The 24,850-nt window shown below is 61.9% G+C and carries 26 protein-coding genes, 1 tRNA gene and 1 other RNA gene; 24 read left to right on the forward strand and 4 right to left on the reverse strand.

Annotation, left to right across the window (positions count from 1 at the left end):
• Positions 1-90: 90 nt before the first annotated feature.
• From rpsF to rplI, 4 genes are read left to right on the forward strand one after another with little or no spacing between them, the layout of a single operon-like run.
• A complete protein-coding gene (rpsF, locus tag ROZ00_02580) occupies positions 91-486 on the forward strand; it encodes a 30S ribosomal protein S6 (protein ID MDT3735092.1) in 396 nt (131 codons plus the stop codon).
• A 1-nt stretch (position 487) separates the two neighbouring features.
• A complete protein-coding gene (gene priB, locus ROZ00_02585; GenBank protein MDT3735093.1) occupies positions 488-811 on the forward strand; it encodes a primosomal replication protein N in 324 nt (107 codons plus the stop codon).
• Positions 801-1,082, forward strand: a complete 282-nt coding sequence (rpsR, locus tag ROZ00_02590) for a 30S ribosomal protein S18 (protein ID MDT3735094.1) — start codon at positions 801-803, stop codon at positions 1,080-1,082. The genes priB and rpsR overlap by 11 nt, the downstream gene beginning before the upstream one ends.
• Before the next feature lie 14 nt (positions 1,083-1,096).
• A complete protein-coding gene (rplI, locus tag ROZ00_02595) occupies positions 1,097-1,546 on the forward strand; it encodes a 50S ribosomal protein L9 (protein MDT3735095.1) in 450 nt (149 codons plus the stop codon).
• A gap of 81 nt (positions 1,547-1,627) precedes the next feature.
• Here rplI and ROZ00_02600 read toward each other — a convergent pair.
• Positions 1,628-1,717: transfer RNA gene (locus tag ROZ00_02600), tRNA-Ser, on the reverse strand.
• Positions 1,718-1,861: 144 nt separating this feature from the next.
• Between ROZ00_02600 and ffs the strand changes: the two genes are divergently transcribed.
• The 10 genes from ffs to ROZ00_02650 all read left to right on the forward strand — a co-directional run bounded on the left by ffs (position 1,862) and on the right by ROZ00_02650 (position 11,135).
• Positions 1,862-1,960, forward strand: an RNA gene (gene ffs / locus ROZ00_02605) — signal recognition particle sRNA small type.
• 42 nt (positions 1,961-2,002) lie between these two features.
• Positions 2,003-3,634, forward strand: coding sequence for a DNA polymerase III subunit gamma/tau (dnaX, locus tag ROZ00_02610; GenBank protein ID MDT3735096.1), 1,632 nt, complete (start codon positions 2,003-2,005; stop codon positions 3,632-3,634).
• A gap of 16 nt (positions 3,635-3,650) precedes the next feature.
• Positions 3,651-3,977, forward strand: coding sequence for a YbaB/EbfC family nucleoid-associated protein (locus ROZ00_02615; GenBank protein ID MDT3735097.1), 327 nt, complete (start codon positions 3,651-3,653; stop codon positions 3,975-3,977).
• On the forward strand, positions 3,977-4,573 hold the full coding sequence (gene recR, locus ROZ00_02620) for a recombination mediator RecR (protein MDT3735098.1): 597 nt from the start codon (positions 3,977-3,979) through the stop codon (positions 4,571-4,573). Before ROZ00_02615 ends, recR begins: the two co-directional genes overlap by 1 nt.
• A 269-nt stretch (positions 4,574-4,842) precedes the next feature.
• Positions 4,843-5,436 carry a ubiquinol-cytochrome c reductase iron-sulfur subunit gene (petA, locus tag ROZ00_02625; protein ID MDT3735099.1) on the forward strand — a complete coding sequence of 198 codons (594 nt, stop codon included), beginning with the start codon at positions 4,843-4,845 and terminating at the stop codon, positions 5,434-5,436.
• 14 nt (positions 5,437-5,450) lie between these two features.
• A complete protein-coding gene (locus ROZ00_02630; GenBank protein ID MDT3735100.1) occupies positions 5,451-6,752 on the forward strand; it encodes a cytochrome bc complex cytochrome b subunit in 1,302 nt (433 codons plus the stop codon).
• 8 nt (positions 6,753-6,760) lie between these two features.
• Positions 6,761-7,471 carry a cytochrome c1 gene (locus ROZ00_02635; protein ID MDT3735101.1) on the forward strand — a complete coding sequence of 237 codons (711 nt, stop codon included), beginning with the start codon at positions 6,761-6,763 and terminating at the stop codon, positions 7,469-7,471.
• A gap of 105 nt (positions 7,472-7,576) precedes the next feature.
• Entirely contained in the window at positions 7,577-8,173 is a 597-nt protein-coding gene (locus ROZ00_02640) for a glutathione S-transferase N-terminal domain-containing protein (GenBank protein ID MDT3735102.1), read from the forward strand.
• A gap of 41 nt (positions 8,174-8,214) precedes the next feature.
• On the forward strand, positions 8,215-8,634 hold the full coding sequence (locus tag ROZ00_02645; GenBank protein ID MDT3735103.1) for a ClpXP protease specificity-enhancing factor: 420 nt from the start codon (positions 8,215-8,217) through the stop codon (positions 8,632-8,634).
• 317 nt (positions 8,635-8,951) lie between these two features.
• Entirely contained in the window at positions 8,952-11,135 is a 2,184-nt protein-coding gene (locus ROZ00_02650; GenBank protein MDT3735104.1) for a peptidase domain-containing ABC transporter, read from the forward strand.
• Positions 11,136-11,155: 20 nt separating this feature from the next.
• On the opposite strand, the gene ROZ00_02655 is transcribed toward ROZ00_02650, so the two are convergent.
• From ROZ00_02655 to ROZ00_02665, 3 genes are all read right to left on the reverse strand, one after another.
• Positions 11,156-11,404, reverse strand: a complete 249-nt coding sequence (locus ROZ00_02655) for a BrnA antitoxin family protein (protein MDT3735105.1) — start codon at positions 11,402-11,404, stop codon at positions 11,156-11,158.
• Positions 11,394-11,660, reverse strand: a complete 267-nt coding sequence (locus ROZ00_02660; protein ID MDT3735106.1) for a BrnT family toxin — start codon at positions 11,658-11,660, stop codon at positions 11,394-11,396. The genes ROZ00_02655 and ROZ00_02660 overlap by 11 nt, the downstream gene beginning before the upstream one ends.
• A 62-nt stretch (positions 11,661-11,722) precedes the next feature.
• Entirely contained in the window at positions 11,723-11,944 is a 222-nt protein-coding gene (locus tag ROZ00_02665; GenBank protein ID MDT3735107.1) for a hypothetical protein, read from the reverse strand.
• Positions 11,945-11,988: 44 nt separating this feature from the next.
• On the opposite strand from ROZ00_02665, the gene ROZ00_02670 reads away from it, so the two are divergent.
• The 10 genes from ROZ00_02670 to ROZ00_02715 form a co-directional block, all read left to right on the forward strand.
• Positions 11,989-12,561, forward strand: a complete 573-nt coding sequence (locus ROZ00_02670; protein MDT3735108.1) for a hypothetical protein — start codon at positions 11,989-11,991, stop codon at positions 12,559-12,561.
• A 440-nt stretch (positions 12,562-13,001) separates the two neighbouring features.
• On the forward strand, positions 13,002-14,729 hold the full coding sequence (locus ROZ00_02675) for a hypothetical protein (protein MDT3735109.1): 1,728 nt from the start codon (positions 13,002-13,004) through the stop codon (positions 14,727-14,729).
• Positions 14,726-15,373: a hypothetical protein gene (locus ROZ00_02680; GenBank protein MDT3735110.1), complete on the forward strand. Its 648-nt coding sequence runs from the start codon at positions 14,726-14,728 to the stop codon at positions 15,371-15,373. The genes ROZ00_02675 and ROZ00_02680 overlap by 4 nt, the downstream gene beginning before the upstream one ends.
• Before the next feature lie 1,272 nt (positions 15,374-16,645).
• Positions 16,646-17,881 carry a hypothetical protein gene (locus ROZ00_02685; protein ID MDT3735111.1) on the forward strand — a complete coding sequence of 412 codons (1,236 nt, stop codon included), beginning with the start codon at positions 16,646-16,648 and terminating at the stop codon, positions 17,879-17,881.
• Entirely contained in the window at positions 17,878-18,417 is a 540-nt protein-coding gene (locus ROZ00_02690; GenBank protein ID MDT3735112.1) for a hypothetical protein, read from the forward strand. The genes ROZ00_02685 and ROZ00_02690 overlap by 4 nt, the downstream gene beginning before the upstream one ends.
• Positions 18,414-20,789, forward strand: a complete 2,376-nt coding sequence (locus tag ROZ00_02695; protein ID MDT3735113.1) for a hypothetical protein — start codon at positions 18,414-18,416, stop codon at positions 20,787-20,789. The genes ROZ00_02690 and ROZ00_02695 overlap by 4 nt, the downstream gene beginning before the upstream one ends.
• Positions 20,771-21,346, forward strand: coding sequence for a hypothetical protein (locus tag ROZ00_02700; protein ID MDT3735114.1), 576 nt, complete (start codon positions 20,771-20,773; stop codon positions 21,344-21,346). Before ROZ00_02695 ends, ROZ00_02700 begins: the two co-directional genes overlap by 19 nt.
• Positions 21,346-23,457 carry a hypothetical protein gene (locus tag ROZ00_02705; protein ID MDT3735115.1) on the forward strand — a complete coding sequence of 704 codons (2,112 nt, stop codon included), beginning with the start codon at positions 21,346-21,348 and terminating at the stop codon, positions 23,455-23,457. Before ROZ00_02700 ends, ROZ00_02705 begins: the two co-directional genes overlap by 1 nt.
• 135 nt (positions 23,458-23,592) lie before the next feature.
• Positions 23,593-24,054 (forward strand): hypothetical protein, encoded by a 462-nt coding sequence (locus ROZ00_02710; GenBank protein MDT3735116.1) that lies wholly within the window; start codon positions 23,593-23,595, stop codon positions 24,052-24,054.
• Positions 24,051-24,850, forward strand: an 800-nt coding sequence (locus ROZ00_02715) for a hypothetical protein (protein ID MDT3735117.1), incomplete at its 3' end; no start/stop codon positions are given. The genes ROZ00_02710 and ROZ00_02715, both read left to right, overlap by 4 nt.

Consider the following 24,850-nt stretch of genomic DNA (forward strand, 5'->3'; position numbering starts at 1 on the left):
TTTTCCGTGCTTGTGCGGTTAAAATCGCCGGCTCTCAAAACCTTGCCCCACCGCTCGCATGGCGGGGGGTACAACCCGTAAGGAGATTGCATGCGACATTACGAAATCGTTTTCATCGTTCACCCGGACCAGAGCGAGCAGGTGCCCGCGATGATCGAGCGCTACAAGGGGCTCGTCACCGGCCGCGCCGGCCAGATTCATCGTCTCGAAGACTGGGGCCGCCGCCAGCTGGCCTATCCGATCCAGAAGGTGCACAAGGCGCACTACGTGCTCATGAACATCGAGTGCGATGGCGAGACCCTCGCAGAACTCGAGCATGCCTTCAAGTTCAACGATGCCGTGCTGCGCCACCTCACCGTCAAGATGCGCCAAGCCGTGACGACGCCTTCGCCGATGATGAAGGAGGAGAAGTCCAGGTCGTTGACGCCGGCCGCCGAGGGCGCCAAGGTGGAAGAGGCCAAGCCCGCCGAGCAGCCCGCAGCCTGATGTGGCGGAACCGCAGAACCAGCTGACGATCACCGGGAGCATCATCGAACTGGCGCAGCTGCGCCATACCCCGGCAGGCGTGCCGGTACTGAACTTCAGGATCGCCCACGCCTCCGAACAGATCGAAGCCGGGCTGCCGCGCAAGGCCGAATGCGAATTGCAGGCCGTGGCGCTGGGACAGACGGCACTGCTGCTGCGGGGCGCCAAACCAGGCGACGATGTCAGGCTGAGCGGATTCCTCGCGGCGAAAAGTACAAAGTCGATGCAGCCGGTGCTGCATGTGCAACGAATCGAATTTACGGAAGGAATGAATCATGGCGTTTAAACCGAGAAATGCGAAGGACGCGAAGAAGCGCAAGGACGACAAGGGCTCGCGCGGCATGTTCAAGCGGCGCAAGTTCTGCCGCTTCACCGCCGAGAAGATTGCGGAGATCGACTACAAGGACGTCGAGATCCTGAAGGACTTCATCACCGAGAACGGCAAGATCATGCCGGCGCGCATCACCGGAACCAAGACCGGTTACCAGCGCCAGCTGTCGACCGCCATCAAGCGCGCGCGCTTCCTGGCGCTGATGCCCTACACCGACCTGCACTGAGAGAGGAAACGACCATGCAAGTGATTCTGATGGAAAAGGTGGTCAACCTCGGCAACCTGGGCGACGTCGTCAAGGTGCGCGACGGTTATGCGCGCAATTTCCTCATTCCGCAGGGCAAGGCCAAGCGGGTCACGCCCGAGAACCTGGCCGAGTTCGAGAAGCGCCGCGCCGAACTGGAGCGCCAGCAGGCCGAGAAGTTGTCCGCTGCGCAGGAACAGGCCGCCAAGCTGGAGGGCATCATGGTGCAGATTACCCGCAAGGCGGGCGTGGACGGCCGTCTGTTCGGCTCGGTCACCAACTTCGACATCGCCGAGGCGCTGAAGGCGCTGGGCCACGAGGTCGAGAAGTCCGATATCCGCATGCCGCAGGGGCCGCTCAAGATGATTGGCGACACCCAGCTGCAGATTGCCTTGCACAGCGACGTCTTGGTCAATATCACCGTGTCCGTGCTGGGCGAGCATTAAGCTGCACGCCGAATCCGCACCATGGAAAAGGGCCGCTGACAGGCGGCCCTTTTTCGTTGCCTCGCCCGGGTCGGGAAAACCTGGCGGAGAGAGAGGGATTCGAACCCTCGATACGTTTTACCGTATACACACTTTCCAGGCGTGCGCCTTCGACCACTCGGCCATCTCTCCGGAAGGGGCGCATTCTAGCAGAAAGGGTAGGCTGGCGCAGCGCCGTCATCTTCCCGAATCCACTAGCCCAGGCAAGCAAGACAACCCCCGAATCGAATTGCGGGACGCCCGGGGCGGCGATTGATTTGAGTTAGAATGCCGTGCGGCGGGTCTCCCCGCATTGCAGGGTGGTCAACCTGGTCAGGTCCGGAAGGAAGCAGCCACAGCCATTATCTGCAAGTGCCGGGGGTCAGGCTCGCCGCCCTTCCTTCCAATCCGCCCCCGCCCCTCTGATAAAATCCGGCCATGAGCTATCAGGTCCTCGCGCGCAAGTGGCGCCCCCGTTCCTTCGCCACCCTGGTCGGCCAGGAGCACGTCGTGCGCGCACTGACGCACGCACTGGACCAGCAGCGCCTGCACCATGCCTACCTCTTCACCGGCACGCGCGGCGTCGGCAAGACCACCATCGCGCGCATCCTTGCCAAGGCGCTCAACTGCGAGACCGGCATCACCTCGGCGCCCTGCGGGACCTGCAGTTCGTGCCAGGAGATCGACGCCGGCCGCTTCGTGGACCTCATCGAGGTGGACGCCGCGACCAACACCAAAGTCGACGAGATGCGCCAGCTCCTCGAGAACGCCACCTACGCGCCGACGCGCGGCCGCTACAAGGTGTACGTCATCGACGAAGTGCACATGTTGTCCACCTCGGCCTTCAATGCCATGCTGAAGACGCTCGAGGAGCCGCCCGAGCACATCAAGTTCATCCTCGCCACCACCGACCCGCAGAAGATTCCGGTGACCGTGCTCTCGCGTTGCCTGCAGTTCAATCTCAAGCAGATGCCGCTGGGCCACATCGTCGAACACCTGTCGCGCATTCTCGAGGCCGAGCAGGTTCCTTTCGAGCCGGCCGCCCTGCGCCATATAGCCAAGGGCGCCGCCGGCAGCATGCGCGACGCACTCTCTCTTCTCGACCAGGCCATCGCCCACGGCGCCGGCCGCATCGAGGAGACCGGCGTGCGCGACATGCTCGGCACGGTGGGCGAGGAGCATCTCTTCGCGCTGCTCGATGCGCTGTCCGCGCGCGACGTGCACGCTATGCTGGCGGTCGCCGCCGAGATGGACGCCCGCAGCCTGTCCTTCGATTCGGCCCTGCAGGAGCTGGCCACCCAGCTGCACCGCATCGCCCTCGTGCAGTTCGCCCCAGAGGCCATCCTGGACGAAGCCGAGCGCAAGCGCCTGGCCGGCTACGCGAGCGGACTCGACGCCGAATTCCTGCAGCTCTGCTACCAGATCGCCATCAACGGCCGCAGCGACCTGTCGCTTGCTCCGGACGAATATTCCGGCTTCCTCATGACGCTGCTGCGCCTGGTCGCCTTCAATCCGGAAACGCCGCCTGCGCTGGGCGCCGGCACGCCTTCCGAGCCGGCCGCCCGCGTGCCGGTGTCGGCTGCGGCGAAAGCCGTGCCGGCCACGGCTCCTGCACCGCAAACCCCATCCTCGGCCGCGGCGAAAGCTGCCGCTCCGGCGACCTTCGGCGAGGCCCCGGAGGAAATCCCCTTGGGGGACTGGCACGGCATGCTGGGGGGGCTCAAGCTCGGCGGCATGGTGCGCGAGCTGGCACACCATTGCGAACTGGCCGAGCAGGGCGAGGGGACGATGAAGCTGCGCCTGAATCCGGCGCACAAGTCGCTGCTCATGAACAAGGCGCCGCAGGAGAAACTGCAGGCCGCCCTGGCGACCTACCTCGGCCGGCCGGTCAGGCTGACCATCGAGATCGGCGACCTCAACGGCGAGACGCCGGCACAGCGCGCCGAGAGCGTGCGCACCGAGAAGCAGAACCGCGCCATCGAATCGCTCGAGCAGGACGCCTTCGTGCGCGACATGATCGAGACCTTCGACGCCACCATCAACGAACAATCCATCAAGCCTTTGAACTGAAGCAGGAGAAGCGGACATGATGAAAGGCGGAATCGCCGGCCTGATGAAGCAGGCCCAGCAGATGCAGGAGAACATGAAGAAGGCGCAGGAACAGCTGGCGACCATCGAGGTCGAGGGCCAGTCCGGCGCCGGCCTGGTGAAGGTGGTGATGACCTGCAAGCACGACGTGCGCCGCATCAGCATCGACCCCTCGCTGCTTGCCGACGACAAGGAAATGCTGGAAGACCTCGTTGCCGCCGCGGTGAACGACGCGGTGCGCCGCGTCGAGGCCACGGTGGCGGAAAAGATGAGCGGCTTCACCGCCGGCCTCAACCTGCCGCCGGGGATGAAGCTGCCGTTCTGATGGCGCTGCCCACCGCCCTCGAGGAACTGGTCGAGGCCCTGCGCTGCCTGCCCGGCGTCGGGCCGAAGTCGGCGCAGCGCATGGCCTACCACCTGCTGCAGCGCGACCAGAAGGGCGCCCGGCGCCTGGCCGCGTCGCTGGAGCAGGCCGTGCAAGTCCTGCGCCACTGCAGCCGCTGCAACGCCTTCAGCGAAAGCGAGGTCTGCGAGCGCTGTGCTTCGCCGCGGCGCGACGCCTCACTGTTGTGCGTGGTCGAGATGCCGGCCGACCTGAACATGATGGAACAGACCCATGCCTTCCAGGGCATGTACTACGTCCTCATGGGCCACCTCTCGCCGCTCGACGGCATCGGACCGAAGGAACTGCACCTCGAGCGCCTGCTGGCGCGCGCCTGCGACGGTGCGGTGAAGGAGGTCATCCTCGCCACCAATTTCACCAACGAGGGCGAGGCCACCGCCCACTACCTCGGCGAGATGCTGCGGGCGCGCAACCTGAAGGTTTCCCGCATCGCCCGCGGCCTGCCGGTGGGAGGCGAAATCGAGCATACCGATGCCGGCACCATCGCCCAGGCCCTGATCGAGCGCCGCCCCCTCTGATTCCCCGGGTTTTCCGCGCAAGCCTTTGCCTGGCTTGCACTCTTTTGGCGCTGGCATGGCTGGGGCCTGGCAAGGTACCGCCAGCCTGCGGGCATCGGCCGGAAACCCAGCATTGGCGCGGCATTCCGCGGTTTTGCTTCCAATTCCCATTGATTCTTCTGTATAATCCTGCGTTTCCTGGGTTCGGCGTAACGCTCGCCTGTGGCGAACATTAGCTTGCACTGATATTTAGATTTTGGATTCGCATTCTTCATCAGGACATCGAGGCCATGAGCAGTGAGAAGAAACCGGATTGCGGCAGGCGAAACCTGGTTTTCGCGACCGCAGCCGTGGGAGGTGTCGCAACCGTCGCAACGGCTGTGCCTTTCCTGGCCAGCATGGCGCCTTCGGAACGCGCCAAGGCGGCCGGTGCCCCGGTCGAGGCCGATATCAGCAAGCTGGCTCCTGGCGAAATGATGCGCGTCGAGTGGCGCGGCAAGCCGGTCTGGATCATCCATCGAACCAAGGAAATGCTTGAAGCGCTCGGCAAAATTGCCGAAAAAGTGAGCGATGCGGGGTCCAAGCGGCCGATGCAGCCGGAGTACGCCAGGAACGAAGCGCGCTCGATCAAGCCGGAGTACCTGGTCGTCGTCGGCATCTGCACCCACCTCGGCTGCTCGCCGACCGACAAGTTCAAGACTGGCGCGGAATCCGGCATCAATGCCGACTGGCCGGGCGGCTTTCTTTGCCCCTGCCATGGCTCGCTCTTCGACCTCGCCGGCCGCGTCTACAAGAACATGCCGGCCCCGGACAACCTGGAGGTGCCGCCGCACTACTACCTGTCCGATACGCGCATCCTGATCGGCGAAGACAAGAAAGCTTAAAAGGGGCGCACGACATGGCAAGCACGAACTTCGAGAAATACAAGTCGGACGGCTCCCTTGCAGGCAATGTCCTCGAGTGGGTCGACGCCCGCTTTCCGCTGACGGCGAACTGGAAGGGCCATCTGTCCGAGTATTACGCGCCGAAGAACTTCAACTTCTGGTATTTCTTCGGCTCGCTCGCCCTGCTGGTGCTGGTGATGCAGGTCGTCACCGGCATCTTCCTGGTGATGCACTACAAGCCCGACGCCTCGCTCAATGCCGCCGGCGTGCCGGTGGCCTTCGCCAGCGTCGAGTACATCATGCGCGACGTGCCGTGGGGCTGGCTGATCCGCTACATGCACTCCACCGGCGCCTCGGCCTTCTTCATCGTGGTCTACCTGCACATGTTCCGCGCCATGCTCTACGGCTCCTACCGCAAGCCGCGCGAACTGCTGTGGATCTTCGGCGTCCTCATCTACCTGTGCCTGATGGCGGAGGCCTTCGCCGGCTACCTGCTGCCCTGGGGCCAGATGTCCTACTGGGGCGCCCAGGTGATCCTCAACCTGTTCTCGGCCATTCCCCTCATCGGCAACGACCTGACGCTGTGGATCCGCGGCGATTACGTCATCGCCGACGCCACGCTGAACCGCATGTTCGCCTTTCACGTCATCGCCATTCCGCTGGTGCTGATCGGCCTCGTCGCCGCGCACATCCTGGCGCTGCACGAGGTCGGTTCGAACAACCCGGACGGCATCGAGATCAAGAAGAACAAGGACCCGAAGACCGGCATTCCCCTCGACGGCATCCCCTTCCATCCGTACTACACGGTGAAGGACATCGTCGGCGTGGTGGTCTTCCTCGCCGTGTTCTCGATCATCGTCTTCTTCGCGCCGGAGTTGGGCGGCTATTTCCTCGAGTACAACAACTTCATCCCGGCCGACCCGCTGGTGACGCCGCCGCACATCGCGCCGGTGTGGTACTTCACGCCGTTCTACTCGATCCTGCGCGCCAACACGGTGAACTTCTTCTGGATCGACGCCAAGCTGTGGGGCGTGATCTTCATGGGCCTCGGCGTCATGATCCTGTTCTTCCTGCCCTGGCTCGACCGCAGCCCGGCCAAATCGATCCGCTACCGCGGCCCGATCTACAAGACCGCGCTGGCCGTATTCATCGTCGCCTTCTTCATCCTCGGCTATCTGGGCATGCAGGCGCCGACCCCGGTCTTCACGATCATTTCGCAGATTTGCACGATCATCTACTTCCTGTTCTTCCTGCTGATGCCCTGGTACACCCGCATCGACAAGTGCAAGCCGGAGCCGGAAAGGGTGAGCAAATGAGAACCGCCATGTACAGAAAGATACTCATTGCGCTCCTCTTTGCGCCACTAGCCGCGCTGGCCAGCGTGTCGCTCCAGCTCGACCGTGCGCCCGACCGTTCCACCGACAAGGCCGCCCTGCAAAATGGCGCCAAGCTGTTCGTGAACAACTGCCTGAACTGCCACGGCGCCAGCTACGTCCGCTACAACCGCCTCAAGGACATCGGCCTCACCGAGCAGCAGATCAAGGACAACCTGATGTTCACCGCCGAGAAGATCGGCGAGCCTATGGGCATCTCCATGTCGCGCAAGGACGCCAAGGAATTCTTCGGCGCCTGGCCGCCGGACCTGTCCCTCATTGCCCGCGCGCGCGCCTCCGGCGACGGCAGCGGTGCCGACTGGCTGTACACCTACCTGCGCGGCTTCTACCGCGACGAGAAGCGGCCGACCGGCTGGAACAACGTCGCCTTCGAGAGCGTCGGCATGCCGCACGTGCTGTGGGAACTGCAGGGCGAGCAGGTGATGGGCCCCGACCACAAGCTCACCCTGGCCAAGCCGGGCAAGCTGACGCCGAAGGAGTACGACGACGCCGTTGCCGATCTCGTCGCCTTCATGGTCTGGATGGCCGAGCCGCCGGCGCAATTCCGCAAGCAGCTCGGCGTTGCCGTATTGATCTTCCTCGGCGTGTTCTTCGTCGTCGCCTACGCGATGAAGCGCGCGTTCTGGAAGGACATTCACTAACCTACTGCAAGGACAGCCATGCAGTTCCTCGGGCATCGTGATTTCAACGCACCGCGCGTCCGCCGCGTGGTGCGAGATGCCGACTATTCCTGGAGCGGGAACACCATGATGACTTTGTATTCGGGCACCACCTGCCCGTTCAGCCACCGCTGCCGGATCGTCCTCTACGAGAAGGGAATGGACTTTCAGGTGATCGACGTCGATCTGTTCAACAAGCCCGAGGACATCGCCGTCATCAACCCCTACAACCGCGTTCCGGTGCTGGTCGACCGCGACCTGGTGCTCTACGAAGCCAACATCATCAACGAGTACATCGACGAGCGCTTCCCGCATCCGCAGCTGATGCCGCCCGACCCGATCATGCGCGCCCGTGCCCGCCAGCTGCTGTTCACCTTCGAACAGGAACTGTTCACCCACATCGAGGCGCTGGAAAAGAACCTGAAAGCCGCCGAAAAGGCACGCCTGCACGTGCGCGACCGTCTCAGCGAACTGGCGCCGGTGTTCAACAAGCAGAAGTTCATGCTGGGCGAGGAATTCTCCATGCTCGACGTGGCCATCGCGCCGCTGCTGTGGCGCCTCGACCACTACGGCATCGAGCTGCCTAAGACCGCCGTGCCGCTCATGAAGTACGCGGAAAGGATCTTCAGCCGCCAGGGCTTCATCGACGCGCTGACCCCCTCCGAAAAAGTCATGCGGCGATAGCGGGGCCGGCGCGTCCCGGCGGCGCGCTTCCCGCGGTATCCATGTCCTCCGTCGCCTCCACCAAGCCCTACCTCCTGCGTGCCCTCTACGAGTGGTGCGTCGACCAGGGATTCACGCCCTACGTCTCCGTCCAGGTCGACGCCCAGACCCTGGTGCCGCGCCAGTACGTGCGCGATGGCCAGATCGTGCTCAACCTCGGCGCCGAGGCCGTGCAGAACCTGCACATGGGCAACGACCTCATCACCTGCCAGGCCCGCTTCGGCGGCGTCGCGCAGTCGCTCTCCATCCCCGTCGGCAACGTCGCCGCCATCTATGCCCGCGAGAACGGGCAGGGCATGGCCTTCGAGGTCGGCGAGCCGGGCGCGGAGGCGGCCGTTCCGGCAGAAGAAGGCGCTCCCGAAGCGCCCGAACCCCCGCCCACCGATACCCCGCCCCGGCCGCACCTGACCCGCGTCAAGTAATCCGGCCGGACCGGCCGCCTCCGCTGCCTTGTCTGTCCGCGGGCCGCAAGAAAATAAAACATAAACAACCCGTTATGTGACACCTAATATCACCATAGTTATACCTAATGCTTTAAATATCGTATAAAAACATGATGATATAGTCATTCGTAAGCACTCCAAAAAATCGTGCGCTCGGTTATTCGTGAAATATTTCACGTTTTCCGATAATGAAATCGTGCTCTAATGGCACATTCATTCGGCATGAAGACCGGCAAAAAGCCGGCGATTGAGGGGGAGGTCGGGTGGCTTCGGCGGCTTGCTTGGAAGGGAGAGATTTGCTGTGGCTTCTGGGCAGTCTGTGCCAGATCTGTCGTCAGCCCTTTGATCCCGCGCTTGTTTCCCAGGAGTATCCCCCGCCGATCACCACCGTCACCCTGCACGAGGCCGCCCGCTCGCTCGGTTTTCGCACCGGCGAGCGTAGCGCCACTGCCGCCGTTCTCCCGGGACTGACTTTTCCCTGCATCGCATTCCTGCATCCTATGCCGCATGTCGCGCCGCGTGCGGCGGGCGCGCCGACCCAACTGCACGTCGTGCGCGAGGGAGAGTCGGCAGAGTTGCCGGAACCTCCATCTGCACGTCCCGCGCTCATCCTGCGCGCCGATGCGAATCAGTTTCTCTTCATCAGTGTCGGCTCCGAGCAACCCGAAACCCTGCCGCTTGCAGAATTCGATCTCTATTTCGAGCCGGATCTGATCCTCGTTGCCAGGGATGCTTCCCTCTCCCCCGCGGGGAGGAGGGACGAGGGAGAGGGGGAAGAGGCCCGCCTTGCCAGATTCGGCTTTCGCTGGTTCCTCCCCGAACTGCTTAGGCACAAGCGTATCTGGCACGACGTGCTGCTTGCCTCATTGGCCATCCAGCTTGTCGGCCTCGCTACGCCGGTGTTCACGCAGGTGATCATCGACAAGGTGGTGGTGCACCAGACGCAGTCGACCCTCGTCGTCATCGCCGTGGCGCTGGTCATGTTCATGCTGTTCACTTCGGTCATGACCTGGCTGCGCCAGTACCTCGTGCTGCACACCGGCAACCGCATCGATGCTGTGCTCGGCAGTCAGGTCTTCCGCCATCTGCTGCGCCTGCCGTTGCCGTACTTCGAGAACCGCACGACCGGTGTGCTGGTGGCGCGCCTGCATGGCGTCGAGACCATCCGCGAGTTCGTCTCGGGTGCGGCGGTGAGCCTGGTGCTCGACTTTCCTTTCCTGCTGATCTTCCTGGCGGTGATGTTCTGGTATTCTTGGCAGCTGTCGTTGATTGCCGTGATGCTGCTCGGGGCCATCGGCCTGATCAGCGTCCTCGTCGCCCCTGTATTTCGAGACAGGCTCAACCGCCAATTCCTTCTTGGGGCAAGGAACCAGTCCTTCCTCACCGAATACGTCTCCGGCATCGCCACCGTCAAGTCGCTGCAGATGGAGCCGCACCTCGAGCAGAAGTACGGCGACTACCTCGCGAGCTACCTCGCCGCCGGCTTCACCACGCGCCAGGTGAGCAACACCTACAACGTGCTGGCCAACGGACTGGAGCAACTGATGACGCTGGCCATCCTCGTCGTCGGCGCGCTGCTGGTGATGCAGAACGACGGCTTCACCGTCGGCATGCTCGTCGCCTTCCAGATGTTCGCCAGCCGCATGAGCCAGCCTATGCTGCGCATCGTCGGCCTGTGGCAGGAATTCCAGCAGGCCAACATTGCGGTGAAGCGCCTCGGCGACCTGATGGACGCTCCCGCCGAGCCGCATGCGCTCAGCCCCCGCCGCGAGGCCGCCGGCAGCGGCCGCATCGACCTCGTCGAACTGAGCTTTCGCTATTCCGAGCAACACCCCTTCCTCTACCGCAACCTGAACCTGACACTCAAGCCCGGCCACCTCTCCGTGCTGATGGGCCCCTCCGGCTGCGGCAAGAGCACGCTGGCCAAGCTGCTGCAGGGCTTCTACCTGCCCACCGAAGGCCAGATCCGCCTCGATGGCCGCGACATCCGCCACCTCGCCGCCAACGAGCTGCGCCAGACCTACGGCGTCGTGCCGCAGGAGACCGTGCTCTTCGCCGGCACCCTCTACGACAACCTCGTCATGGCGCATCCGCACGCGAATTTCGAGGACGTCATCACCGCCTGCAAGCTCGCCGAGATCCACGACGTCATCGAGCAGCTGCCGCAGGGCTACCAGACCGAAATCGGCGAGCACGGCGTCGGCCTCTCCGGCGGCCAGCGCCAGCGCCTCGCCATCGCCCGCGCGCTGCTCAAGCGCCCGAACGTCCTCATCTTCGACGAAGCCGTCTCCAGCCTCGACCAGCAGACCGCCGAGCACTTCGCGCAGACCATCAACCGGCTCAAGGGAAAGGCGACGATGCTGTTCATCACGCACCAGATCCCGAAGGGGCTGCAGGTGGATGAGGTGTTCAGTTTTGGGGGGAGGGGGGCGCAGACACTGCCTGCACAGGCGCCCGAGAAGGAGACGGTGAAAGAATGATGCTTGCCGAGAACCTGCAATCAGGCTGCGTTCAATTCCTCGCGCAACACCTTGCGCAGTGTGGCGACGGTCACCGGTGCGTTGTTCTGCGCCAGCGACGCGCTCAGGGCCTCGTTGATCAGTGTCTGATAGCCCTTGCCTTCCTTTTCCGCGCGACGGCGAAAGGCGTCCAGCGTCGCGTCGTCTATGTAGATCGTGATGCGCGTCTTACCGGAGGGAGACAGCACGGCGCCACGCCTGGCCTTGGACATGTCGTAGTTAGCTTTCATAGCATTTCCTTTCACGTGCGGTCGCCAGTCGCGCCGAAATCAGGCGAACGGCTTCTCCGCGTTCCGTCCAGCACACCGTCAAGACCCGGCCTAATGCGCCGGTACCCACAGTCGAATAGCGCGGCTCGATGGCGGAATCGTCGTCTTCACGCGTCAGAGCCCGCGGGTCATACATCACCGGTTCAGCTTCTGCGAACGATACGCCATGCTTGCGCAAATTCGCAGCGGCCTTCTTCGGGTCGAATTCGAAGCTCACGCGATGATGATACATACAATGTATGTATTAATCAAGGCGTGGTGCGTTTGCTCACGGCTGCGTTAAACCTCGGTAACCCGGGCCGCGGTGACGCTGTAGAGAGATTGGGCACCCGGATCCACGGCAGAGAAGGAGACGACCAGTTCTGCGCCAACGCCGAGCTCGACCTGTCCGCCGCGCTGGCTGTGGGAAAAAGTCAGTCCGCGCAGGACGGCGAGGACGTGCTGGTGTCGGGGGCGGGCGATGGTGCGTTTTACTTGAGCAAAAGTCAGTCGCCACGGCACGGCGAATACGTAGCGGCTAACGATAGTACATGGCGGAGGGTGGCATGAGCGGGCTTTACCTGTTGGTCGTGGTGGGGATTTGGGTGGGTTTGGTGTCCCTGTTTATCAAGGGCTGGCTGCGCCTGCGCGCAAAGCCTGATGCGAACAGGCGGGTGGTGGATGCGGCCAGCATTCTCCTTGCGGCGTTGTGGTTGGGAGCCTCGTTCTGGTATGGCGGCGGGCGGAAGATCTATTTCGACGAGAAGGTGAAGGAACTCTGTGCCAAGGATGGTGGCGTTAAGGTGTTTGAGTCCGTGAAGCTGCCGCCTGGAAAATTCGATAAATATGGTGTGGTGCAGATTCCGATGCGGAAGGATTTCAAACCGGATGACGAGTATTACTACGATTGGAACATTCAGTATTACAAGCAAGGTAATCCGGAGTTGTGGCGTAGCCATTTCATTCTTTACAGAGCGAATGACCGAAAAATACTTGGAGAGGCTATTGGGTATAGCCGACGAGGTGGCGATCTGCCTGGTCCATGGCATGCCTCCTCCTTTGGTTGTCCGACTGACGCCGACATTTCCGTGGTCAAACAACGAGTCTTTCAAACTACTTTCGGGGAGCAAGGTAAATGACAAGTACAGCCAACTATTTGGCTCAAGCTGAATGCGCCTTGGCCGCCTATGCGACTCTTTCTATCGGCGAACCGAATAGAGCTGAACTTGTTAGAGCCGGCATGGCTCCTACCCAAGCCGAAGCCTTTTCCAGGCGCTGGCGCGTTGTCGCTCAGCACAATCACTCTGAACCGGTCGAGCTTCAGGACGAGTTTGGCAATGGTACGGGCAGTTTTACCAGCTGGTCGAACGGGTTTTCCGCGACGGTATTCGAGGAAGTAGGCACGGGTCGCCGCGTGCTGGCGATTCGCGGCACGGAGAGCGGACCTGACTACACTACCGACTTGGTGGATGTGTTTTTGCGCGGCAGCCCGCAGAGGCAATCTCAATATCAATCCCTGCTTGCGCAAATAGCTTTGTGGCGGAGCGGGCCGCAACCTGTCCTCGGGTCGGCATTTGCGGTGACTGGGCACTCGCTGGGCGGCTTCCTGGCTGGCGCACTGACGGCCGAGCATCCCGAATGGATCGAGCATGCCTACCTCTTTAATGCCCCCGGCGTGAGGGATGGCAACTGGCCTGAAGCGCAGCCACAGAAGATATCGAACATCCGTGCCGAGGCGGGCATCTCGCCGATCGCTGCGCTGTGGCGGGACTGGGGGACGGTACGCCTGATTACCACCGAGAACCAATTGGCTGGTGATGTGACCGACGCGCCATTCGGCGCTTGGAATCACAGCCAGCGGGTGCTGGTCGACGCTCTTGCGGTCTATGACCTCTTCGTTCGCCTTGATGCCGGACTGGCGAGCCTGGGAGAAGCAGGTGTACTGGCAATACTCAACCCGATTTTCGCTGCCGCCAGTGCTCGAACTTCGACAACGCTGGAATCGTTGGCCGCGGCATTGCGCAAGCTGCTGACAGGCGAAGCGGCCATGATTGCGGCTGCTGACCGCGACGCGCTCTACGCGACTGTCAATACGGTTTGTAATTTGCTCAACGCCGGGCCTCTACCGCAATACACCTTGGTTTCCTTGCTTACGCTGACAGCAGACGAACTGCGCACTGCCGCGACCAACCCCGACGCCCTCGCCACCCGCTACGCCCTGATCAATCTCAACCCCTTTGCCGTTCTTGGTGCCGACTACAGCCGCTTCAACCGGAACGGCGAGCTCGACCTCTTCGACCCTGCCACGGGAAAAGGCCGGCTCACCGCGGACTATCTAGCCGACCGCACCGCGCTGCTCGCCTGGCAAAACCTCCTCAACACCCGCGACATCCCCACCAGCCCGGCGCGCCCCTACAGCGGGGACGAAGTGACCGAAGCGACGCAGTTTGCCGACAGGGCCACGGGCAATCAGATCGTCCTGGGCGGCCAGCTTGCCGCCCGGCGCAGGATCCTCTTCGGCGCCGCMGGCAACGATCTCCTCGACGGCGGCACCCTCACCGACCGCCTCTACGGCGGCGGCGGCAWCGACGTCCTCAACGGCAACGGCGGCRACGACTACCTCGAAGGCGGCGACGCAGACGATCGCCTGTTCGGCGGCACSGGCAACGACATTTACCAGGTCGGGGTSGGCACGGGCACCGACACCGTCGTCGACGCGGCGGAAGCCGACGGGCGGCAAGCCGGCGAGATCCGCTTCGGCGCCACCGCCGTGGCCGGCGTCTTYACCGCGCTCGACCCCGAGCGCAGGAGCTTCACCCTGACGCTCGCCGACGGGCAGTACTACGCCGGCTACACGGGCAGCGTGCAGGCGAACCTCGCCGGGCGGCTCACCCTGTGGCGGGCCGATTCCGGTTCGCGCATCGTGCAGCTGGAGAACTTCCGCTCGGGCGACTTCGGCATCGAGCTGGGGAGCGAAGCGCCCGCGCGCCCCTACGCCGACATCGCCGGCACGGCGGAAGCGGACAACGGCGAGCTTGCCGGCACGATGGCGCACGAAGCCAGCCTGGCGACGACGGCCGAGGCGCAGCGCGTCCTCGGGCAGGGCGGGGCGGACCTGATCGTGCTGGCGCACGCCTACACGCAGGGCTACGGCGGGGCGGGCAACGACCGCATCGTCGACGCGGCGGGCGTGCAAAGTCAGTACGGGGGGGACGGCGAGGACGTGCTGGTGACCAGCGCCAAATCGAAATATACGCATAGTTGGTTAGTCACAGCGAATGTATATCCCTGGAGGATTGCCTTATGAAACTCTACATTTCCGACTTTTCCACAGGCATGCTCATCGTGCTTTATCTACCGCTGGTGCTGTGGCTGCTTTGGAAGGTTTGGCATGGCATGCAAACTACGCGAGCGATCAGGGCGCTAGTTATTTTGATGTTGGCTGTACTTGCCTATACCGGCCCGCTAGGTGATGTGACAGTGCATTCGGTAGCTATGGCGAAGGTCTGTCCGACTGCTGGATTGCACATTTACAAGAAGGTTCGAGCGGAGGGTTACTTCGACACCGGATCAGGCCCCAGGCAGATTGAGCAATACGGCTATCGCTTTATCGAGACCCAGAAGCCTGGAGGCAAGGTCTCCCATTACGAGCGTCACGCCGACGGCAGCATCATGCGAACTGAGTTTGATCAGCCTACCGCCGAATACGAGGTGGTGTATGAGAACCGGGCTCCAGTGCCGGAACTGGGCGTGCGCAGCATGCAGCGCTGGCACGTGCGTCACCGGCCCACCGGTGAAGTGGTGGGGGAGTGGCTCGCTTTCAGTCCCATGCACGGTTGGCTTGACCGGTTTCTGCTGAACCGTTGGTTTGGCGCGGGATTGCCAGGGTGCGACGGTGAAGTGCTTGCGAAGTATGAGAGCTGGCGGCAGGAATTACTTCCACCCCAATGAGAAAGTAGATGGAGAATGAATATGACTATGCTTGAAACGTATTACACCTACGCTAAATTGGCGATGGCGGCTTATATTGATCTCAGCAAAGTTGTTTCACCAACAAACTCAAGTGCTATTACAGATGCAGGCGCTTCGGATGCCCAGCAAAGAATGCCCCAACCGCTAGGCGATCAATTGTTCGGAGCCGGTGGTTATACCGGCAATCCGGACTCTTGGACCATGCTCTCTCCCTATTTCCGTACCTCTGCTGACACCGGGCACAGCGATCCAGCCAGCGGGTTTGCCGGAATGATTCTCTCTCACCCAACTTACGGCAAGGTGTTTGCCATTACGGGAACTGAGCCGGGACAACCTGGGCAGACCGGCGCCGATCTTTTCGATGCCGACATTGCCCAGATCGGATTCCTCGGTGCAGCCCTGAGCCAGATCGTCTCACTTTACAACTACGTGCAGGTATTACGCGCACCCGTGAACGCTGCAGGCGTCCTAAGACTAGAGTTAAGGAATCGCACTCTGGTACCGCCGGTCGACGGAACGCCCTACATCACGCAGCTGTCGGCCGGCTTTCCACCCGTGCCGACGTTCTACTGGCTAGAAGCCCATTACGACGGCATAGGGCGGGGTGTTCTTGCCGATGGTGAAAGGCTCACTGTTACTGGCCACAGCCTGGGGGGGCACTTAGCTGCAATCGGTGTTGCATTGTTTCCTGAGATTTTTTCTACGGCCTATACGTTCAATGCGCCAGGCTACAACCCGCCATCAAGCCTGCTCACCCAACCCTTCGGCGCTGACGGACTGCTCAATTTGTTTCGCCCATACGGAGCGAGCCCGCTGCCGATTGGCACGATTACTGATCGCATCGTTACTTTGGAGAGTGAGGACGCCATTCCTGGCGATGACGGCGATGGCGTAGCAGGTGACATTACCGGCACACCTTTCAGTCCAGAGCGTTACATCACAACGGAGAGAGTTACTCACGACATCGGCCATATGATGGATGGACTTGCATTGCAAGCCCTGATGTCGCGTATGAATTCCAGTCTAGTACCGGACCAAGCTGGCGCTGTGATTGCTGCATCTGCTGCATTGTCCGGCGAGGCATACGAACAACTGCTGGAGCGACTGTACAAAGTGGTCATAGGCTCAGCAATCAATCTGGAAAGAACCGAACCTACTAGGACAATGATAGATGCTGGAGACTTTCATATTCGATCCGATTTTTATCGGCACTTCCTCGAACTAGAGGCGGCAGTATCAGACAATCTATCCTTGCAGTTGATCCCCCTGACCACCCTCACCGCTGCCGAACTGCAGACTGCGGCAGCCAACCCTGACGCCCTCGCCACCCGCTACGCCCTGATCAATCTCAACCCCTTTGCCGTTCTTGGTGCCGACTACAGCCGCTTCAACCGGAACGGCGAGCTCGACCTCTTCGACCCTGCCACGGGAAAAGGCCGGCTCACCGCGGACTATCTAGCCGACCGCACCGCGCTGCTCGCCTGGCAAAACCTCCTCAACACCCGCGACATCCCCACCAGCCCGGCGCGCCCCTACAGCGGGGACGAAGTGACCGAAGCGACGCAGTTTGCCGACAGGGCCACGGGCAATCAGATCGTCCTGGGCGGCCAGCTTGCCGCCCGGCGCAGGATCCTCTTCGGCGCCGCMGGCAACGATCTCCTCGACGGCGGCACCCTCACCGACCGCCTCTACGGCGGCGGCGGCAWCGACGTCCTCAACGGCAACGGCGGCRACGACTACCTCGAAGGCGGCGACGCAGACGATCGCCTGTTCGGCGGCACSGGCAACGACATTTACCAGGTCGGGGTSGGCACGGGCACCGACACCGTCGTCGACGCGGCGGAAGCCGACGGGCGGCAAGCCGGCGAGATCCGCTTCGGCGCCACCGCCGTGGCCGGCGTCTTYACCGCGCTCGACCCCGAGCGCAGGAGCTTCACCCTGACGCTCGCCGACGGGCAGTACTACGCCGGCTACACGGGCAGCGTGCAGGCGAACCTCGCCGGGCGGCTCACCCTGTGGCGGGCCGATTCCGGTTCGCGCATCGTGCAGCTGGAGAACTTCCGCTCGGGCGACTTCGGCATCGAGCTGGGGAGCGAAGCGCCCGCGCGCCCCTACGCCGACATCGCCGGCACGGCGGAAGCGGACAACGGCGAGCTTGCCGGCACGATGGCGCACGAAGCCAGCCTGGCGACGACGGCCGAGGCGCAGCGCGTCCTCGGGCAGGGCGGGGCGGAYCTGATCGTGCTGGCGCACGCCTACACGCAGGGCTACGGCGGGGCGGGCAACGACCGCATCGTCGACGCGGCGGGCGTGCAAAGTCAGTACGGGGAGGACGGCGAGGACGTGCTGGTGGCGGGGGCGGGCGACGACGAACTCCATGGCGGAGCGGGGAACGAGCTTATTCCAGACAGTGTTTGTAAAAGTCAGTCTGTGCGCCACGGCGCGAAGGGTGTGGCTAACGATGGTGCATGGAGGAGGGTGGCATGAGCATGAAACAAATACCAAGAAAATCCATGACAGCGCCAAATCGCAGAATGCAGGGTGTTGGTCTTGTCAAATTGCTTCTCATCATTCCAGGGGCGTTTGTTCTGCTGCTTCTACTCGCGGTGGGCTTCTTCGAGGGGAGGAAGGCGTATTGGGATTATCGGGTCAAGCAGATGTGTGAGAAGGACGGAGGTCTCAAGGTATTCGAGCCAATCACAATATCCCATTCTCAATTTCTAGCTTGGGGGGGGCAAGAAGGAATACGAGGTGTTCCGATTCCGCATGAATCAGAAAACAGATCCGATATTTTGGTATTTCGTCGCACTGCTGATGAAACCTTAAGATCCGGTAGCCCCGAAGTACGACGCGATACAACTGAATTCGTTCGAAGAAGTGATAGAAAGGTGCTGGGCAAATACGTGTATTTCGCAAGAAGGGGGGGGGACTTTCCAACAATTGCACATGAGAGCTCATTCGGTTGCAAAGTTACGGGACCTGTAACAGAACAAGTCATTTTGATTGAGAGGGAGGCAAAATGAGCAGTATTCAAGATATTTGCCAAAACGCTGAGTTAGCCTTAGCAGCCTATGCCACGTTTGCAAGCAACAGTGTAACGGCTGATCCGACGAATCTTGCAGCATTGAGAAACGCCGGCCTCTCCGCCAAACAATCCGAAGAATTCGCCAAGAAGTATCCGGCCGTTGTTGCTCAATTCAACGACACCCCTGATGAAGGCGGGCTGGGCACGAGTTTTTCAGCGACGGTATTCAGGGATTCGGCGAACAATCTCACGCTTGCCCTTCGCGGCACGGCGGAATTGACTGGGTCCCCGAACGACATATGGCCCACAGACGCAACGATCGCGACGTCCGGCGTCGGTTATGACCAGATCGTCGCCATGTGGAACTGGTGGCAGCGGGCGAGCAACGTGGCTGGTGCATCCGTCACTCAATACCGGCTGGTTACCACGCCTGCAGATATCAGTCACGCGACTTGGATTGCGCACGCCGGAGCAGGAAACACCGGACTGTGGCTCGAATGGTACACCGGCACCGCCAACGGCACGCTGAGGAACGCCCTAGCCCTGGATTCCGACCAGCGGCTCGACCTCACCGGCCACAGCCTGGGCGGCCACCTTGCGATGGCCTTCGGTTCGCTCTTCCCTGGCGTTACGAACCGGATCACCGTCTTCAACGCACCGGGCTTCCTGGACGACGCCGACAACCGCACCTTCTTTGGCCTGCTGGGCGGCGCCATTCCCGCCGGCGCCAACACCATCAACGTCATTGCCGACGAGGCCAACGTGGGGTCTGTACCCTGGAGCGGAATCGCCGGCCTGCACAACCGTCCCGGGACCGCCATCGACATCCCCATTGAAAACCAATGGCAAGGCGACGAACCTAGTAGCGGCCGTCCTGGTGCGCGCAATCACTCCCAGCAAACGCTCACCGATGCCTTGGCTGTCTTTGCCGCGATAGCCAAACTCGACCCTGCCTTGAATACAAACACCTTCAAGTCGATTCTGCAGGCAGCTGCCGCTGGTACCTCCGCCAGTCTCGAGCGAATCGTAGATGCACTCGAAAAACTCTTCGGCATCAACTCAACCCCGCTGGCTACGGGGAATGCCCAGCGCGACGCCCTCTACCGCGCCCTCTATGACCTGCAAGGCAATACACACTTCGTAGCCAGCCAAGGCAGCGTCCGAATTGAAAACCTGACCGACAAAACCGCCGCAGGTCTGAAGGGGCTGGCCATGGACGGCGACATCGATGCCATAGCCTACCGCTACGCTCTGAGGGAACTCAATCCCTTCGCCATGCTTGGGTTCGACTACAGCACCCACAACGCCGGAGGCCGGCTCGATCTCTACGACCCAGCCACAGGACGGGGCCAACTGACCGAAGAATGGCTTGCCGACCGGGCGGCACTTATGGTCTTGGTCAATGGCGCGCGCAGCAGCGATAGTGTCGCTGGCGGCACCCTTGTCGTAAATCCCACTGGCAGTGACACTGCCTTTTATGAGGACAAAGCCAGCGGTCTCAAGCTGCGCGAGGGCCAGGCTGCGCTTGATCCGCGAAGAATCCTGTTCGGAACGGATCAAGGCGACGGCAGCATCGAAATGCTAAACGGCGGCACCCTCACCGACCGCCTCTACGGCGGCGGTGGCAACGACGTCCTCAACGGCAACGGCGGCGACGACTACCTCGAAGGCGGCGACGCAGACGATCGCCTGTTCGGCGGCACGGGCAACGACATTTACCAGGTCGGGGTGGGCACGGGCACCGACACCGTCGTCGACGCGGCGGAAGCCGACGGGCGGCAAGCCGGCGAGATCCGCTTCGGCGCCACCGCCGTGGCCGGCGTCTTYACCGCGCTCGACCCCGAGCGCAGGAGCTTCACCCTGACGCTCGCCGACGGGCAGTACTACGCCGGCTACACGGGCAGCGTGCAGGCGAACCTCGCCGGGCGGCTCACCCTGTGGCGGGCCGATTCCGGTTCGCGCATCGTGCAGCTGGAGAACTTCCGCTCGGGCGACTTCGGCATCGAGCTGGGGAGCGAAGCGCCCGCGCGCCCCTACGCCGACATCGCCGGCACGGCGGAAGCGGACAACGGCGAGCTTGCCGGCACGATGGCGCACGAAGCCAGCCTGGCGACGACGGCCGAGGCGCAGCGCGTCCTCGGGCAGGGCGGGGCGGAYCTGATCGTGCTGGCGCACGCCTACACGCAGGGCTACGGCGGGGCGGGCAACGACCGCATCGTCGACGCGGCGGGCGTGCAAAGTCAGTACGGGGAGGACGGCGAGGACGTGCTGGTGGCGGGGGCGGGTGATGGTGCGTCTTACTTGATCAAAAGTCAGTCGCTGCGGCACGGTGTTGCTGGGAATGAAGGTGAATGGAGGACTGTGGCGTGAGCGGACTATATCTGTTGCTGGCGTTAGGAATATGGACGGGGCTGACGGCGTTGATTGTGAAGGTATGGCGGGGGCAGCTTGCGCGCGAAGATGTGTCGAAGAGACGTGTGAATGCCGTGTTTGTTCCGATTCTTGCATGCTGGCTCGGCACGACGTTCTGGTATGGCGGTGGGCGGAAGATCTACTACGACGCCCAGGTAAATCGCATGTGTCGGGCGGACGGTGGTGTGAGGGTGTATGAGACGGTGAAGCTGCCCACAGAGAAGTTTGACAAATGGGGGAATATTCGGTTGCCCGAGAAAACACAGGCGAAAGCAACAGACGATTTCTATTATCAAGCCGAGACAATCTACCTTCGGCAGGGCGATCCGACAATAGTGCGGATGCATACCCAAGTGATTCGACGGAATGACGGCAAAGTGCTAGGCGAGGCAATTCGGTACGGCCGTGGCGGCGGAGATCTTCCAGGCCCGTGGCATCCCTCATCATTTACGTGTCCCGACCCGACATCGAAGCCGTATCTAGAGCCGTCGATCTTTCAGAAAGGAGAATTCTGATGAGCAGAATCGCACAGTATTTTGTGCAGGCCGAACTTGCTTTGGCCGCCTACGCGGATCTAAACGCTGAAATGTCGCCTGAAGCTTTTCGAAGCGCGCTTCAGCAAGCTAGTGTCGACATGTCTGCCTACCAAGCAGAGAGTTTTGCCACCGAGTGGCGTGTGGTGGAGCAATACAACGGCGAGATCATTAACGACTACATCGATGAATTCGGCAATCAACAGCAGACAACGGTCCTCACAGGCTTGTCGGCTACTGTATTTGAGCGAGATGACGTGTGTTATCTGGCCGTGAGGGGTACGGCCGGATTGGCCGACCTGCTGACCGATGCGATTGATATTGCCCTGCTCGGCACTCCCGAACGACAGCTCCAATATGCGGCGCTCAAGGACAAGGTCGGCGAATGGCTTGGAAACGGCACCTTGTCTCCCGGCTTTACGGTCAGTGGTCATTCCCTCGGCGGATTTCTTGCCGGTGCTCTGCTTGTTGATTACCCGATGCAGATCGGACATGCCTATCTCTACAACGCACCTGGCGCAGGAGGGTTGCGCGCGGGCTTACGCCTACTGCTCGATACTAGTTATGACCCGAGCCTGGATCTATCACAGGTGACGAATCTGCGTGCTGAAGGCGGCGGTTCCATGATTGCCGGGCTGGGCTTGGCCTGGGGTACCCCCGTTCCGGTACAGATTGAAGTTGGGCCAAATCCCCTGCACAACCACTCCATCGTCACCCTCACCGACGCTCTGGCGGTCTATGATTTGTTTAGTCGTGTCGATGCCAATCTTCAACTGACGACAATCGGCGAGATGCTGCGGGCGGCAAGCAGTCGGTCCGAGGCCACGCTGGAGGCACTCGTATTGGACCTGGGCCGGCTGTTTCTCGCCGCTACCCCGGAAGTCGCGGTCGGCGACCGCGATGCCCTTTACCGGACCTGCGAACAGATTCGCGCTGCTCAGCCGGCCTCCGGCCTACGGATAGTCCCTCTCGCGAACCTCACCGCTGCCGAGCTACAGATTGCAGCGGCCAACCCCGACGCCCTCGCCACCCGCTACGCCCTTCGCGAGCTGAATCCCTTTGCTGTTCTCGGCATCGACTACAGCCGCTTCAACCGGAACGGCGAGCTCGACCTCTTCGACCCTGCCACGGGAAAAGGCCGGCTCACCGCGGACTATCTAGCCGACCGCACCGCGCTGCTCGCCTGGCAAAACCTCCTCAACACCCGCGACATCCCCACCAGCCCGGCGCGCCCCTACAGCGGGGACGAAGTGACCGAAGCGACGCAGTTTGCCGACAGGGCCACGGGCAATCAGATCGTCCTGGGCGGCCAGCTTGCCGCCCGGCGCAGGATCCTCTTCGGCGCCGCMGGCAACGATCTCCTCGACGGCGGCACCCTCACCGACCGCCTCTACGGCGGCGGCGGCAWCGACGTCCTCAACGGCAACGGCGGCRACGACTACCTCGAAGGCGGCGACGCAGACGATCGCCTGTTCGGCGGCACSGGCAACGACATTTACCAGGTCGGGGTSGGCACGGGCACCGACACCGTCGTCGACGCGGCGGAAGCCGACGGGCGGCAAGCCGGCGAGATCCGCTTCGGCGCCACCGCCGTGGCCGGCGTCTTYACCGCGCTCGACCCCGAGCGCAGGAGCTTCACCCTGACGCTCGCCGACGGGCAGTACTACGCCGGCTACACGGGCAGCGTGCAGGCGAACCTCGCCGGGCGGCTCACCCTGTGGCGGGCCGATTCCGGTTCGCGCATCGTGCAGCTGGAGAACTTCCGCTCGGGCGACTTCGGCATCGAGCTGGGGAGCGAAGCGCCCGCGCGCCCCTACGCCGACATCGCCGGCACGGCGGAAGCGGACAACGGCGAGCTTGCCGGCACGATGGCGCACGAAGCCAGCCTGGCGACGACGGCCGAGGCGCAGCGCGTCCTCGGGCAGGGCGGGGCGGAYCTGATCGTGCTGGCGCACGCCTACACGCAGGGCTACGGCGGGGCGGGCAACGACCGCATCGTCGACGCGGCGGGCGTGCAAAGTCAGTACGGGGAGGACGGCGAGGACGTGCTGGTGGCGGGGGCGGGCAATATCACCATTTTTTGTGCGGTATGACATTGTGCAACATGATGTGTGCGACGCTCGTGCTGCATCACGCCCGGTAAAAAGTCAGGCGCCACAGGACGGCGTGAAGGGCACCCGCAGATGTAACGACTCTATGACAAACGATGTTACATGGAGGATTGCCGCGTGAAAACGTTTCAGTTGCTATTCATCGCAGCCGCAGCGCTTGTGCTGCTTTCCGGTTGCGAGAAGGCCCGTCTCGATCAGGAGGTCGACCGTCTGTGCCGCATCGACGGGGGCATCAAAGTATACGAGACTGTGAAGCTTTCCAAGGAAAACTACGATGAAAAGCGAAGGATTGTTTTCCCCCAGTATGTTGGGCTGCCCGAAGATAAAGGCAGATATGGAACAAGCTACATTGTCTTTTCAAAAGACAGCATCCTGAAGGATGGCAACCCAAGCTTAAGAAGGTCACATATTCAGGTGATTCGCGTATCGGATAAAAAGGTTCTTGGTGAGCGCATTAATTACACAAGGTTTGGTGGAGACATACCAAACCCATTTCACCCATCTTCATACTCTTGCCAGAATGTTATCGATAACCCAGGGTTAATTCGGCGGGTTTTTATTGAAGGAGAACAGAAATGAGTCAGGTTCTATTCGACAACGCCGAAATGTCATTTGCCGCATATGCTCTTCTTGAGCCAGGCATGATGGGACGCGATCTTGAAGATCGCTTAAAGGGCGCTGGCTTCTCCGAAGCTCAAGCAACACGTTTTGCAACTCGTTATCGCGTCGTGGACCAATACACCAACGCGGAGAACGGCTTGTCGGTTACCTTTTTCGAACGGCTAAGCGGCAATCCCCCCGAACAAATTGTTGCTGTACGCGGCACCGAATTCGGTACGGATTTTATCAACGACGTCGTGATTGCTGACGTGATGGGCATCGGCACCAGCCCGGATGGACGCGACATGGCGCAATATCAATCGCTACGCTGGGCGATTGACACCTGGCTCAACGGCGGCTGGCTGCGGCCGGGCTACACGATTTCCGGGCATTCCCTGGGGGGGTATCTCGGCGGTGTGCTGGCTGGTGATCCGCTAGGGCGCGCTAACCAAGCGTATTTGTACAACGCGCCGGGCACAATGGGACTGCTCGGGCCTCTTACGCAGGCGATTACGAGTCGCTTCGGCCTATCGAGTTGGAATACGCCAAACGCCACTGAGATCGAAGGCAGCGCTGGCTTGTCGCTAATTGCCGGCATCGGTCAGGATTTCAGCGGTAACAAGGTTATTCCGGAGATTGAAACTCAGGCCAACCCATTCAACAACCACAGCATTGTCGTACTCACCGACGCTCTGGCGGTCTATGATTTGTTTAGTCGTGTCGATGCCAATCTTCAACTGACGACAATCGGCGAGATGCTGCGGGCGGCAAGCAG

The sequence above is a fragment of the Denitratisoma sp. genome (assembly GCA_032027165.1).
In the GTDB taxonomy this organism is placed as follows: Bacteria; Pseudomonadota; Gammaproteobacteria; order Burkholderiales; family Rhodocyclaceae; genus Desulfobacillus.